The sequence below is a fragment of the Nonomuraea sp. NPDC004186 genome (genome assembly GCF_053603495.1).
On record NZ_JBSGFQ010000078.1, the window covers coordinates 16,848 to 29,807 of the forward strand.

The following is a 12,960-nucleotide window of genomic DNA, read 5'->3' on the forward strand; positions in this document are numbered from 1 at the left end:
GTGGAGGCGGTCACCTCGGCTCCTGGCCCCGCCTCACGTCTCAGGGCCGAGCGCCGTCCTGGCCGGGACCGCGCTCGCCGCTTCCTTGAGCTCGACGAAGATCGCGTACGTTTCGGTGTCGCCGATGTTCTGCCCGGCGTGCTCTTGCGCGCTCAGCCACCGCACCTGCCCCGCCTCCAGCGCGAGCTCGACCTGATGCCCGCCCGAGGTGAGGCGGCGGGTGAAGGACGACAACGTGACCATCACGCTGTCGGGATGCTCGTGCGGGGAGGTCGCGTCCCCCGGCCGGTCCCGGTAGCGGAGCACCCTGACCCGCTCGTTCTCGAAGACCACCGTGTACAGATCCGGGTTCGTCACCGCGGGATCGGCGCTCATGAACACCTCGCAGAGGCTTCGGCTCATCAACGGCTACATGGGATGACGGTACCATGATGGGCATGTCAGTACCATATGAGCTGACCGGCCGCCGACAGCAGAAAGCCCGCACCCGCCGATCCCTGGTCGAGGCCGCCCGTCACCTGCTGGCCGAAGGCGCCGACCCCACCGTCGAAGACGCCGCCGCCGCGGCCGGGATCTCCCGCACCACCGCCTACCGGTACTTCCCCAACCAGCACGCCCTGCTGGCCGCCGCCCACCCCCAGATCGAGCAGGCATCCCTGCTGCCCCCAGACCCGCCTGCCGACCCCGCGGCCCGGCTGGAGCTGGTGATGACCGCTTTCACGCAGCTCACCCTCGACTGGGAGCCGCAATTGCGGGCCTCGCTGCGCCTGTCCCTGCAACCCGAGAGCGGCCGGCCGGCACTGCGCGGTGGGCGGGCCATCGGCTGGATCGAAGACGCCCTGGCCCCGCTCCGCGACAGCCACCCCGGCCTGGACATCCGCCGGCTGGCCGTGACCATCCGCTCGGCCACCGGCATCGAATCGCTCATCTGGCTCACCGACATCGCCGGTCTCACCCGGCAGCAGGCGGCGGACACCATGCGGTGGTCAGCCCTTGCACTGCTCACCACAGCTCTCGACGAACACCGTCCCCGTTCCTGAACCCTGCGACCCGATCCCGGTCGAGCCCGTCACGCATGGCTCGGACGCCTGCCGTCAGGGTCGTCTCCGCGTTCTGCGTCAGGACGGCTGTCCCGCGCGGCGCAGGTACGCCTCGATCCGGTCGAGCGCTCCCACCCAGACCTGCTTGACGAAGAAGTCGCGGATCTCGGGTGCCGGGAAGCCGCTCTGCACGACCGTGAACAGGGTGCCGCCCTCGTGCTCCTCGAAGGTGACCTCGACAGTGGTGGTCATGGTCATGCCGTCGGGAGTGCTGCCGGTGGACTCGCTGAGCAGGCGGTGCGGGCGGTCGATCTCCAGGAAGGTCTGCGTCTCACGGAACAGGTTGTCGGCGTCCGGTCCCCAGACCGCGGTCTGCCGGCCTCCGACGCGCAGGTCGACCTCGATCTCGACGATGCCGGGCTCCTCGTCGAGGATGCTGAACCAGATCTTCTGCTTCTCGGCGTCGGTGTAGGCGTCGAAGACCTCCTCGGGGGTCGCGGGCAGCACGCGGGTCGTGCGCAACTGGATGGCCTCGGTGTCGTTCCGCGTCATCGCTCGGTGTCCTTCCCGGTGTTCGCCTCAGGGGCGTTCTTGAGGGTGAAGTAGGCGTCGAGGCCGTCGAGCCGGCGCTCCCACAGGCGCTGGTAGAACGTGATCCACGACATGGCGTCCTCCAGGCGCTCGGCTCCCAGACGGCACTGCCGCGATCGGCCGACCTTCTCCGTCGTGACCAGTCCGGCGTTCTCCAGGACGTGCACGTGCTTCTTCATGCCGGTGAGCGACATGCCGAAGGGTTCGGCCAGCTCGCCGATCGTGGCGGGACCCTGGCCGAGCCGGATGAGTATCTGCCGCCGGGTCCCGTCCGCGAGGGCGGCGAACGTGCGATCGAGGACCTCTTGCTGAACCATATGGTTTACTTTACGACACTGAACCGATTGGTGCAATAAGCGCGGCGATCCGGAAGGCGGCGCCTACGTCGCGGCGGCCCGGACGCCGAGGACGACGAGCACCACGGCTGTCACCTTGCCGAGCGCCCGCTTGAAGCGGGCCTTGCGCACGAGGTGCGCCCCTTGGTGGATGAGGGTCGTCCAGGTCAGCAGCCACACCGCCATCAGCAGGGCGTGGGCGGTGGCCAGGGTGAGGATCTGCCCGCCGAGGGGACGGCCGGGCTGGATGAACTGCGGGACCAGGGTCAGGTAGATGGAGGCGGCCTTCGGGTTGAGTACGTTCGCGAGCAGGGCTTGGGTGTAGACGGAGCCGGTCCGTTTCGGCTGTTCCGTGCGCGGGGGAGGTGGGGGCAGGGTGGTGGAGCGCCAGGTCCACAGGCCCAGGCCGACGAGGTAGGCCGCGCCGAGGAGTTTGACGGTGGCGAAGGCCTGGCTGGAGTGCATGACGAGCGCCGACAGGCCGGCGACGGCCAGGGTCGCGTGCGCGTACAGGCCGGTGACCGTGCCGAGGATGACGGGGAGAGCCTGGCGGCGGCCGCCGGTCGTGACGTGCTGGATCAGCAGGGTCAGGCTGGCGCCCGGAGTGGCGATGACGGGCAGGATCGCCAGCAGGAACGCGGCGACCGCGTACGGGTGGATCATGCCGGGAGCACGACGCGGTAGTGGGTGGTGAGGCGGAGGTCGTCGTCCAGGATGTGGAAGGCGAGGCCGGGCGGTTGCTCGCGGTCGGCGGGCCGGTCGCCCTCCCACGGCAGGCGCAGGGTCCAGGTGACGGCCGGTCCGACGATCAGGGGGCGGCCGGCGAAGGTGGAGGCGGCGGCGGTGTGAGCGTGGCCGGTGAGCACGGCGACGACGTGGGGGTGGGCGTGGAGCAGCGCGGCCAGGGCTTCGGGCTCTTGTAGCCGTGCGGAGTCGGGCAACGGGTGGTGGAGTTCGACGGGCGGCTGGTGGAAGGCGATCAGCGCGGGGGTGTCCGGGGCGAGCCCGTCGAGGGTGGTGTGCATCCAGGCGAGGGTTTCGGGGTCCAGGCGGCCCTCGTCATGGCCGGGGATGGTGGAGTCGCACATCAGGATGGCGGTGCCGGCGATGTGGTGCACCTGGTTGACGGGGCCGGGGCCGGTCGGGCGGCGCAGCAGCGCCTTGCGGTAGGCGGGGCGGACGTCGTGATTGCCGGGGCAGGTGAGCACCGGGAAGGGGGCGTCCAGGATCGCGGCGGCCTGCTCGTACTCGGCCTCCTCGCCGTGATCGGCGATGTCGCCGGTGACCAGCAGGGCGTCGACCGGGCGGGGCAGGGCTCTCAGGTAGTCCATGACCCGGGTGGCGCGCCGGGTGGCCCTGTCGGTGCCGTCGAGGTGCAGGTCGCTGATCTGGGCCAGCAGCAACGTCATCGTACGATCTCCCGCTTGGTCTCTAATGGTTAAATAAGATTTAGCGTTAGGAACATAAGGTATGGATGGGACGCAAGCAACCGGGAGGTTCGAGTGGAGCGCTGGCCGGCCCTGGAACTGGCGAGCACGATCCGTCACGACGGCGACGGCGGTGTCGCCGACGACCTGGCGACCTTGCAGAGTGCGACCCGCTGGATCCACCAGCAGGCCGAGCTGCTGGCCGGCCACGTCGACCTTGCGGGGCTGACGATGGACGAGGAGCTCAGGAGCGAGATCGTCGAGTTGCGCCGGGCCGTGCGGGCGCTGTTCGCGCGGGCAGTCAGCCCGGCGCCGCCCAGCCGGGCCGACGCCCATCGGCTGATGCCCGCCGAGCTGGCGCTGGCGCACCTCAACGCGGCGGCCGCCCGTGAGGCGATCGTCCCGCAACTTGACTGGCCCGAGGGCGGGACACCTCGTACGGCAGTGTTGTCGGGCGAGCGCGACGCCGGCGTCCGGCTGATCGCCGGCCTGGCGCGGGCCGCCATCGATTTTCTGAGCGGTCCGCAGCGTGAGCAGTTGCGGTCCTGCAACGCGCCGCGCTGCGTACGCTACTTCGTCAAGAGCCACGGGCGGCAGGAGTGGTGCAAGCCGTCCTGCGGCAACCGCGCCCGGGCGGCACGCCACTACCAGCGTCACAGCGCCACGGCCGCCCGAGACCTGCCCGGGACCTGACCGCCTACGCCTTCGGAAGAACTAGATCAACTCGTGCCGGTGGGCGGCCGTGGCGGCTTGGACGCGGCTGCGTACGCCGAGCTTGGCGAGGATGTTGCTCACGTGCGCGCCCGCCGTCTTGACCGAGATGAACAGCTCCTCGGCGATCTGCCGATTGGTACGGCCGTCGGCGACCAGGCGCAGCACGTCCCGCTCGCGCGGCGTGAGGCCGAATTCGCGCTCCTCGGCCGGCTCGGTTCCGACCTGCACGGCGAGGGGGATCCGGGCCAGGCGCGCCAGCCGTTCGATCCGGGCACGCAGGGGCTCTGCCCGCAGGCGGCCCGCCTCCCGGGAGGCGTCGGTCAGATGGGAGGAGGCAGCGGAGCGGTCTCCCGTCTCCGCGGCGTGTTCCGCGGCCCGCAGCAGGGCCAGAGCCTGGGGGTACGGCTGGCGAAGATCTCTCCACGCGGCCGCGACGCGGGCCCAAAGGTCAGGCTGTCCGGTCGCGGCGGTGCGGGCGAGGCGGTGGGCCTCCTGGACGGGCCCGATCACCGGCAACGCGGCCGCGGCCTCGGCCAGGCCGGGTACGGGCAGGGACGCGCCCGCCTCGATCACCGGCCACAGGTAGCGCGGGCTCGTTCTTCCGCTGCTCAGCGCCTCCTCCACGAGTCGCGCGGCGTCGGCCGTGCGCCCCTGCGCTCTGCGCAGATCCACTTCCAGACGCACCAGCAGGAGGTGGTCCTGGGCATAGGACGTGCCTCTGGTGAAGACCTCGCGGGCGTGGGTCGCGGCGTGCTCGGCGCCTGCGAGGTCGCCTCTGGCCAGCGCGATCGTGCCGGTCAGCACCATCAGGTACGCGCGAAGGCTGGGTGTCGGGGTGATCCGCAGGGCGTGTTCGACGATCTCGGTGGCCTCGTCCCACCGGCCCAGCGCGATCAGCGCCTCCGCGAGGTTGCCCGCGTGGGTCGGGCCCGCGGTGCGGGCGAGACCCGCCCGCGTGGCGGCGGCGAGTCCCTGGCGGGCCGCCTCGGCCGCTTCGGCGTACCTGCCGGCACCCTGCAGGACGTCGGCCTCACAGCGATAAGCGTGCAAAAGCGCGCCCTCGTCACCGATGCGGCGGGCCGTCGCCTGGGCGGTGATCAGGTGAGGCAGCTGGGCGTCGAGGTCGCCCGCGCGTGCCCGCGCGTACGTCAGATTGACGGTGGCCATGACCTCAGCCCTGGCATCGCCCGCGGCCTGCGCCGCTTCCCGCGCCTCGCGGGCGGCGACGCGGCCTTCCTCTTCCAGCGGGACCGTGAGGAGGCGATTGGCGAGCAGATTGAGTACGGTCGCGCGTGCCGGATGCCCGTCCGGTGTGAGCCGGGCGGCTTCGCGTAGGTCGTCCAGGTCGCCCGGCAGGCCGAGGAGGTGGCGCAGTTCGCCGCGGTGGGCGATCAGCCAGCCGGCACGCGCGGGATCGACCTCGGCCGGGAGCGCTGCCTCGACCAGCTGGACGGCGGTCGAGTTCTCGCCCGCGGCGACGGCGGCGCGTATCGCTTCGTCGAGCACGCCGGCCTTGGAGGTGGCCGGATCGGGCGCCTGATCCCACAGCTCCAGCACGCGAAGGAGCATGTGCAGGTGTTCCGCGTGCGCCAGGGACGCCGCGGCCTCGGCGGCGGCGCGGCGGGCGGCCGCCAGCGTCCTGGCCGGATGGCGCTTGGCGGCGTGCCAGTGCAGGGCGGACTCGTACGCCGCCCGGCCCAGCGGGGCGAGCTCCGGGTCCGTCTCCAGGGCTTCGGCATAGCGTACGTGAAGGTGCCCGCGTTCCCCGGGAAGCACGTCCTCGTAGAGCACCTCCTGGATCAGCGTGTGACGGAACGCGTACACCTCCTCCTCGATCAGCAGGAGGTTCGCGCTCACCGCGGGGCGCAGCGCGTCGGTGAGGCCGGCGTCGTCCAGCCCCGTGACGGTGCGCAGCAGCGCGTGGCCGACCCGGGCGCCGCCGACGGCCGCGGCGTGGACCACCCGGCGGGTTTCCCGCGGCAGCCGGTCCAGCGGGGTGATCAGCAGGTCGCGAATGGACGCGGGCACCGGCGCGCCCGCCCGGGCCGACAGCGCCTCGACGAACAGCGGATTGCCCTCGCTGCGCCGGACGACGTCCTCGATGACCGCGGGGGCCGGCTCGCCGCCGAGCAGGCCGCGAAGCTGCCGGACCACCTCGCCCCTGCTGAGCCGGCCGAGCTCCATCCGGGTCGTCCACGGCCGGCGATCCCATTCGGCCAGCACGGGGCGGAGCGGATGCGTCCGGTGCAGGTGGTCGCTCCGGTAGGTCACGACCAGGAGGAACGCCGCGGCCGCCTGCTGGTTCCTGATGAGGAAGTCGAGCAGCTCCCGGCTTGAGCGATCGCTCCAGTGGGCGTCCTCGGCGACGATCACCAAGGGCCGGTCCTCGGCGAGGTTCTCGAACAGGGTGAGGAACTCTTCGAAGAGCCGCGCCTGCGTCAGGGCGGGATCGCCGTCACCGGCGGGCCGGCCCAGGAGCGGCAGCAGCCTGCCGAGCTCACCGGGCTCGCCACGGGGCAGGAGGCGGAGGAAGCCGTCCGCGCCGATCTCGCGCAGCAGGCGGCGCAGCATGGCGGTGAACGGCGCGAACGCCAGGCCGTTCTCGCCCACCTGGGGGCAGTCTCCCGAGAGCAGCCACGCCTCTCCAGCCAGCGGCGCCGCGAACTCGGCGATCAGCCGGGACTTGCCCACCCCGGCTTCGCCGCCGAGCAGCACGGTGGCGGGAGAGCCTTCCCGGGCATGCGCGTAGGCCGCGTCCAGAGCGGCCAGCTCCGCGTCCCTGCCTACGAAGACCATGGGACACAGGCTCTCAGATCGGGATGAAACCTAGGGATGGCGGATAGGGCATTCGCCCGATGTGTTCGGCGGCCGTTCTGGCGAGGCTGGCCCGGTGATCCAGACCGGTGTGCAACCGCTGCTCCGCGGTCCGATGGTCATCCTGGGGATGACCTCGGTCGCTGCGATGACGAGCTTCTACCTGCTTGTTCCGATCGTTCCGCTGTACGCGACGTCAGGTGGTTCGGGGGATATGGGCGCCGGGTTCTCCACCGGCGTCACCATGCTGGCGACCGTGCTCATGGAACTGGCCATGCCGGCATTGCTGGCCCGGTACGGCTACCGCGTCGGCATGGCGCTGGGCGTCCTCCTCCTCGGCGTTCCCCCGGCCCTGCTGGTCCTGTCCTCCGCGTTGCCGATGGTGCTGGCCACGAGCCTGGCGCGCGGGGCCGGCCTGGCCATCGTGGTCGTGGTGGGCCCCGCCATGGTGGCCGAGCTGGCCCCGGCCGAACGCCGGGGCGAGGCGCTGGGCGCGTACGGCGTGGCCGTCGGGATCCCCGCGATCCTGGGGCTGCCGACCGGCTTGTGGCTGGTTCCGCTCATCGGCTACGGGCCGGTCTTCCTCGCGGGGACGGGGCTGGCGCTGCTCGCGCTCATCGGGATTCCAGGACTGCCCGCGAGGGCGGCGCCGGTCGAGCAGCATGGGGGCGTCCTTCGCGCTCTGCGCCACGCCGGTCTCGCCCGGCCCGCCATCGTCTTCGCGACGATCACGCCGGCGGCCGGCGTGCTGCTGACGTTCCTGCCGCTGGCCGTCCCCGCCGGCTCAGCGGGGACGGCCGCGACGGCGCTGCTCGCACACTCCTGCGCGATGCCGCTCGCACGGTGGGCGGCCGGCCGATACGGCGACCGCCACGGCCAGTCCGTCCTGCTGATGCCGGCCGTGCTCGCCGCGGTCATCGGGATGGCCGGGATCGTCTGGCTCGACAACCCCTACGCGGTGATCGCGGGGGCGGCGCTCTTCGGCGCCGGGTTCGGCGCCGCCCAGAACGTCACCCTGGTGCTGATGCTCGCGCGGTCCTCCTCCTCCGCGTTCGGCCGGGTGAGCGCGCTGTGGAACCTCGCCTACGACGGCGGGATGGGGATCGGCGCCGTCGGGTTCGGACTCGTGGCCGGGCCCGCGGGATATCCGGCGGGGTTCGCGCTGATCGCCGCGGTGCTGGCTCTCGCCGTTCTTCCCTCCTGGCTCGACACCCGATCGGAAAGGAAACCCATCAATGAGCGATGACCTGCGGCGCGCCGTGCAGAAGGCGCTGCCGGGCGTACGAGCCGACCTCGAAGCCCTCATCCGCATCCCCTCGGTGAGCGCCGACCCGGCCGCTGCCGAGGACGTGCGCCGTTGCGCGGAGCTGACGGCACAGCTCTTCCGCTCCGGCGCCGCGCAGGAGGTGGAGATCCTGGACGACGTCCCCGGCGGCCGGCCGGTGGTCCTCGCCCGTTGCCCCGCACCACCCGGCCGTCCCACCGTGCTGCTGTACGCCCACTACGACGTGCAGCCCGCCGGCGATCCGGCCCTGTGGTCGAGCAGGCCGTTCGAGCCGCGCGAAAGTGGCGGGCGGCTGTACGGCCGCGGATCCGCCGACGACAAAGCGGGAATCGCCACCCACCTGGCCGCGTTGCGCGCGCACGGCGGGTGTCCGCCGGTCGGAGTCGTCGTCATCGTCGAAGGAGAGGAGGAGATCGGCTCCCCGACGCTCGGCGCCTTCCTCGACCGGCACCGTGACAGGCTCGCCGTCGACGTGATCGTGCTGGCCGACTCGGAGAACATCGACGTCGGCGTCCCTTCGTTCACCACCACGTTGCGCGGCATGGCCAACTGCGTCGTCGAGGTGCGGACGCTGGCGGAGAGCGTGCATTCCGGCACGTACGGCGGGGCCGCTCCCGACGCGCTCACCACGCTGTGCCGCCTGCTCGCCACCCTCCACGACGAGGACGGCCACGTCGCGGTGGACGGCCTGGTCACCGGCAGCCCGCCGCGGACGGGCTACCCCGCGGAACGGTTCCGGGCCGAGGCAGGCGTGCTCGACGGCGTCAGGCTGCTCGGCTCGGGCGGCATCCCCGAACGGGTCTGGACCGGACCCGCGGCGACCGTCCTGGCCATCGACGCGCCCGCCGTATCCGGAGCCGCCAACGCCCTCACCGCATCCGCCCGAGCCAAGGTGAGCCTGCGCATCGCGCCGGGCGACGACGCGGTACGGGCCCGCGCCGCACTGGCCAGGCACCTCCGCGACCACGCACCCTGGGGCGCGCAGGTCGAGGTCACCGAGGCGGAGATCGCGCAGCCCTGTGCGGTCGACACCCGGGGTCCGGCCTTCGACGCGGCACGCCGCGCCTATCAGCGGGCCTTCGACGCCGACGTGGTCGATCTCGGAGGCGGCGGCGCCATCCCCTTCGTCGCGGAATTCGCCGCCGCGTACCCGAAAGCCGCCGTCCTCATCACGAGCCCCGGAGGCGACCCAGCCGCCCGTGCCCACAGCACCGACGAGAACCTGTACCTGGCCGACTTCGAACGCGCCTGCCTCGCCGAGGCATTCCTGCTCACCGAACTCGCGGACTGGGGCTCCCGCGCTCAAGAGCAGCTGTCGCGGTACGGAAGGTCCGGGACGTAGGCCCTCCATTCAGCGGTGGTGAGGGAGCCGCCCGCCCGCCGGCAGATCGCCCGGATGACGCCGGCAGGCTCGACGACGTGCGTCCGCGCCACCCCGTTGAGATCAAGGGTGACGACGCCGGCCCCGTCAGCCGTGAAGGCGATCGACTGGAGCTGCCCCATCTCCGAATCCCGGCCTCCCCCGAAGTCACGCAGCGTACCGAGGCTCGTTCCCGTGACCGGATCGAACAACCGCACCCTGCCGTCCGTCGCGCCGACCGCGACGACGTCGTCACGCGGGGAGTAGGCGGCGATCGACAGATCGCCGGACTTGTCGCGGACGACCGGCCCGAGGCGCTTGCCGGCGGTGTCCCACAGCGTCAGGCGGCCTCGGGAGTCCAGGACCACCACGCCGTCGCCCTTGTGGAGGAAGAAGATCCGGCGGCCGACGGTGTCCCTTCCGCTGGCGCTGAAGGGCCCGGTCACCGGCCGTCCGGTGGCGGCGTCGAGCAGGCGCTGGCCGGCACCGGCGAGAGCCAGCCGCCTGCCATCGGGGGAGAAGGCCACGTCGTTCGTCTCCGGGAGCGTCGTGTTCCAGAGCTTCCGCTTGGCCTTCCAGTCCCATACCTGGGCGGCGTACTTGAGCACGGCGCGGCCATCGTCCGGGCTGCGCAGGACGAGCGCGAGGCGGGTGCCGTCCGGGCTGAAGCTCACCACGTGGGGCTCCAGATCTCCCGGGTCGATCTGGCCCAGGACGGCTCGCGTGGCGACGTCCACGATCTTCACCGTGCCCTGGTCCACCGCGGCCAGCAGCCTGCCGTCCTTGCTGAAGTACGCCTCCTCCGTGGCGGGCAGAGCGCCCACCGCCTTGTTGCTGCGCACGTCGCGCAGCTGGGTCCGGTCGCCGGTCTGGGTCACCGAGAGCTGCCCGTCCGGGCTCAGCCTGCCGAAATTGGTCGAAGAGTCCGCCGGGGTGACGGAGAGGTCGGAGACGTCGACGGAGAAGACCCGGTCCTCGACGAGGTAGCGGAATGTCCGGCCGTCGAAGGCGCCCTGGGGCTGCTCGCCGTCAGTGTCCATGTTGCCCAGCAGCGGCACCGCGGTGAGCAGCTGGGCGTCGGCCATCCGCCAGAACTGGACCTCCTCGCCGGTGATCGAGGCGAGCAGCTTCCCGTCCCCGCTGACCGTCACCGCGCCGCGGTTCCAGGTCCCCTGTGTGCCGGCGCCGTCCTTGACGCCGATGTCCACGACGGACCTGTCCTCGACGTCGGTCAGGCGCACCGACTTCGCCCGCGGCGTCGCCTGCCACCTGCCGTCCGCGCTCGCCGTCGCGGCGACCGTGGAAGGCCGCGTGCGCTCGCCGGTCCGCGGGTTCCACTGCTGGTACTTGTCGGGGTCACGGATCACCACCGTCCGGTCGTCCGCGCGGACGATCTCCGCCCAGCCGTTCACGAGGTCGAGCGGGCGATCGAAGACCCAGGTCCCGATGGCCGTTCCGCCGGACAGCTCCCAGGCCCGGATCCGCTTGTCCGTCAGGACGACGAGCGTACGGCCCGAAGGGGCCAGGGCCACCGCGGTCACCTGGTCTCCGGCCAGCCCCAGCCGGTTGATCCCACCGATCCGCTTCCCGGTGCGCACGTCCCACACCTGGGCGGTGTCCTGGCTGACGTCGGCCAAGGTACGCCCGTCGGCACCGAGGGCCCGGACCGTGTCACCGGCGCTCACCCGATCCGTGAACGTCGCCGACTCGCGCTGCGCGAGCGCCGTCATCAGCCCTGCCCTGGTGAGCGGCGTGCGGTCCAGGCTCCACGCCGCCACGCTCAGCCGCATCGCCAGCATCGGATCCGTGACGCGTACCTGTTGCACGAGCCCGGCCAGCCGGGTCGCCTCCGACCTGCCGAGCGACGCGGTGACCTCCTCGGCGCGCCGATCGGCGACCAGGCCCTGCTGGACGGCCAGCCCGCCGGCCACCAGCGAGATCACCAGCAGCCCGCCGAGGGCGAGCGACACCAGCCGGGCACGCTTGGCACCGCGTCTGGACAGGTCCGCACTCGCCTGGAGGAAACCTCGCTCCACCGGGGCCAGCGTGATGTCGCGCCGAGAGTTGGCCGCCCACTGCAGGGCGTCGTCCAGCCTGCTGCCGCGGAACAGGTCGCCGTCCCGCCGGCCGGCCCCGTCCCACCGGCGCGCCGCCGTGAGGATCTCCCGGTGGACCGCCAGCCCGTCGCGGTTGTTGCCGATCCAGTGCCTGTACCTGGGCCAGGCGTGCGGCAGGGCCGGCCGCGCCAGCCAGATCTCCTCGCCGCCCGTGGCCAGGAGGTACGTGAACACCTCCAGAATCCGGTTGATCGCCGCCGTCTCGTGCTGCCCCCTCCCCTGGAGGAGCTCGGCCCGGGCCGCCCGCCGTCCGATCAGCTCCCCGTGCTCGTCCACGGTGACCAGCCGCAGGAAGACCTCGGCCACCATCTCGCGCTCGGCGGGCCCGAGCATCGCGTACGCCTCCTCCGCCAGCGCGCCCAGCGCGGGGTCGTCGGCCGTCACCGCGATCCGGGTGGCCTCGCGGCCGCCCACGGCGAGCAGCCCGGCGACATCCAGCTGCCCGCCGCCGCTGACCAGGCCGAGCAGCAGCTCCCGGGAGGTCGGACGGTCCAGCGGATCCTTGGCCAGGGCGGCGGCCACCAGCGGGTGCAGCGACTCCGGCAGCACGCTGAGATCCGGGCTGGCGGACAACACGCGGTGCATGACCCCACCCAGGCTCTCGGCCTGGAACGGGTCCTCGCCGGTGGCGGCGAACATCATGATGCCGGCCCAGGCGAACACGTCCGCCGGCGCCCCCGCCCGGTGCCCGGTGAACACCTCCGGGGCCATGTACGTGGGCGTTCCCGAGACCAGGCCGGTCTCGGTGAGCGACATCTCCATCGTCCGGGAGATGCCGAAGTCGATCACTCGCGGGCCGTCCGGCCCGAGCAGCACGTTGTCCGGCTTCAGATCGCGGTGGATCACGCCTGCCTCATGGACGGCGGTCAGGGCGGTGGCGATGGCGGTGGCCAGCCGGTGCAGGTCCCCGCCCACGAACCGGCGGCCGTCGAGGACGACCTGACGCAGGCTCGGCCCTTCGACGTACTCACTGACGATGTACGGGCGAGTCCCCTCCAACTGGGCATCGAGCACGCGCGCGGTGCAGAACGAGGCCACCCGCTGCGCGGCCGTCATCTCCCTGCCCAACTGGGCGGCCTGGTCGCTGTGCAGGACCTTGATCGCGACGCGGCGGGCGTCCTCCGTGTAGGCCTCGTAGACGACCCCCTGGCCGCCCGCGCCCAGCCGCCCTGCCAGCCAGTACTGCCCCAGCCGCTGCGGATCCCCATCCAGCAGTTTCGTCGCCATACATCATCCCCGTTTGTCAGTGACTATGCGGGATTCGATGCGCCCGGCCC

At 72.1% G+C, this 12,960-nt stretch carries 11 protein-coding genes; 4 read left to right on the forward strand and 7 right to left on the reverse strand.

The annotated features are described in order from the left end of the window. Window positions 1-33: 33 nt before the first annotated feature. A complete protein-coding gene (locus tag ACWEPL_RS44175) occupies window positions 34-402 on the reverse strand; it encodes a cupin domain-containing protein (protein WP_363985331.1) in 369 nt (122 codons plus the stop codon). A gap of 35 nt (window positions 403-437) precedes the next feature. Between ACWEPL_RS44175 and ACWEPL_RS44180 the strand changes: the two genes are divergently transcribed. After that, complete coding sequence (locus tag ACWEPL_RS44180; protein WP_452439723.1) at window positions 438-1,040, forward strand: TetR/AcrR family transcriptional regulator; 603 nt, start codon at window positions 438-440, stop codon at window positions 1,038-1,040. A gap of 78 nt (window positions 1,041-1,118) precedes the next feature. On the opposite strand, the gene ACWEPL_RS44185 is transcribed toward ACWEPL_RS44180, so the two are convergent. From ACWEPL_RS44185 to ACWEPL_RS44200, 4 genes are all read right to left on the reverse strand, one after another. Next, window positions 1,119-1,592 carry an SRPBCC family protein gene (locus ACWEPL_RS44185; protein WP_363985327.1) on the reverse strand — a complete coding sequence of 158 codons (474 nt, stop codon included), beginning with the start codon at window positions 1,590-1,592 and terminating at the stop codon, window positions 1,119-1,121. Beyond that, window positions 1,589-1,948, reverse strand: a complete 360-nt coding sequence (locus ACWEPL_RS44190; protein ID WP_363985325.1) for an ArsR/SmtB family transcription factor — start codon at window positions 1,946-1,948, stop codon at window positions 1,589-1,591. The genes ACWEPL_RS44185 and ACWEPL_RS44190 overlap by 4 nt, the downstream gene beginning before the upstream one ends. A gap of 63 nt (window positions 1,949-2,011) precedes the next feature. Next, entirely contained in the window at window positions 2,012-2,629 is a 618-nt protein-coding gene (locus ACWEPL_RS44195; RefSeq protein ID WP_452439724.1) for a LysE family translocator, read from the reverse strand. Next, window positions 2,626-3,375, reverse strand: a complete 750-nt coding sequence (locus ACWEPL_RS44200) for a metallophosphoesterase (protein ID WP_452439725.1) — start codon at window positions 3,373-3,375, stop codon at window positions 2,626-2,628. The genes ACWEPL_RS44195 and ACWEPL_RS44200 overlap by 4 nt, the downstream gene beginning before the upstream one ends. Window positions 3,376-3,468: 93 nt before the next feature. On the opposite strand from ACWEPL_RS44200, the gene ACWEPL_RS44205 reads away from it, so the two are divergent. Further along, window positions 3,469-4,086 carry a CGNR zinc finger domain-containing protein gene (locus ACWEPL_RS44205; RefSeq protein WP_363985319.1) on the forward strand — a complete coding sequence of 206 codons (618 nt, stop codon included), beginning with the start codon at window positions 3,469-3,471 and terminating at the stop codon, window positions 4,084-4,086. Between the two features lie 21 nt (window positions 4,087-4,107). Here the strand turns inward: ACWEPL_RS44205 and ACWEPL_RS44210 are convergent, their stop codons facing one another. Beyond that, window positions 4,108-6,903, reverse strand: a complete 2,796-nt coding sequence (locus tag ACWEPL_RS44210) for a helix-turn-helix transcriptional regulator (protein WP_452439726.1) — start codon at window positions 6,901-6,903, stop codon at window positions 4,108-4,110. Between the two features lie 148 nt (window positions 6,904-7,051). Between ACWEPL_RS44210 and ACWEPL_RS44215 the strand changes: the two genes are divergently transcribed. Then, window positions 7,052-8,167 carry an MFS transporter gene (locus ACWEPL_RS44215; RefSeq protein WP_452439727.1) on the forward strand — a complete coding sequence of 372 codons (1,116 nt, stop codon included), beginning with the start codon at window positions 7,052-7,054 and terminating at the stop codon, window positions 8,165-8,167. Continuing rightward, window positions 8,157-9,548, forward strand: coding sequence for a M20/M25/M40 family metallo-hydrolase (locus tag ACWEPL_RS44220; RefSeq protein WP_452439728.1), 1,392 nt, complete (start codon window positions 8,157-8,159; stop codon window positions 9,546-9,548). Before ACWEPL_RS44215 ends, ACWEPL_RS44220 begins: the two co-directional genes overlap by 11 nt. On the opposite strand, the gene ACWEPL_RS44225 is transcribed toward ACWEPL_RS44220, so the two are convergent. Continuing rightward, window positions 9,509-12,910: a protein kinase domain-containing protein gene (locus ACWEPL_RS44225; protein WP_452439730.1), complete on the reverse strand. Its 3,402-nt coding sequence runs from the start codon at window positions 12,908-12,910 to the stop codon at window positions 9,509-9,511. The genes ACWEPL_RS44220 and ACWEPL_RS44225 overlap by 40 nt on opposite strands. Window positions 12,911-12,960: the final 50 nt, after the last annotated feature.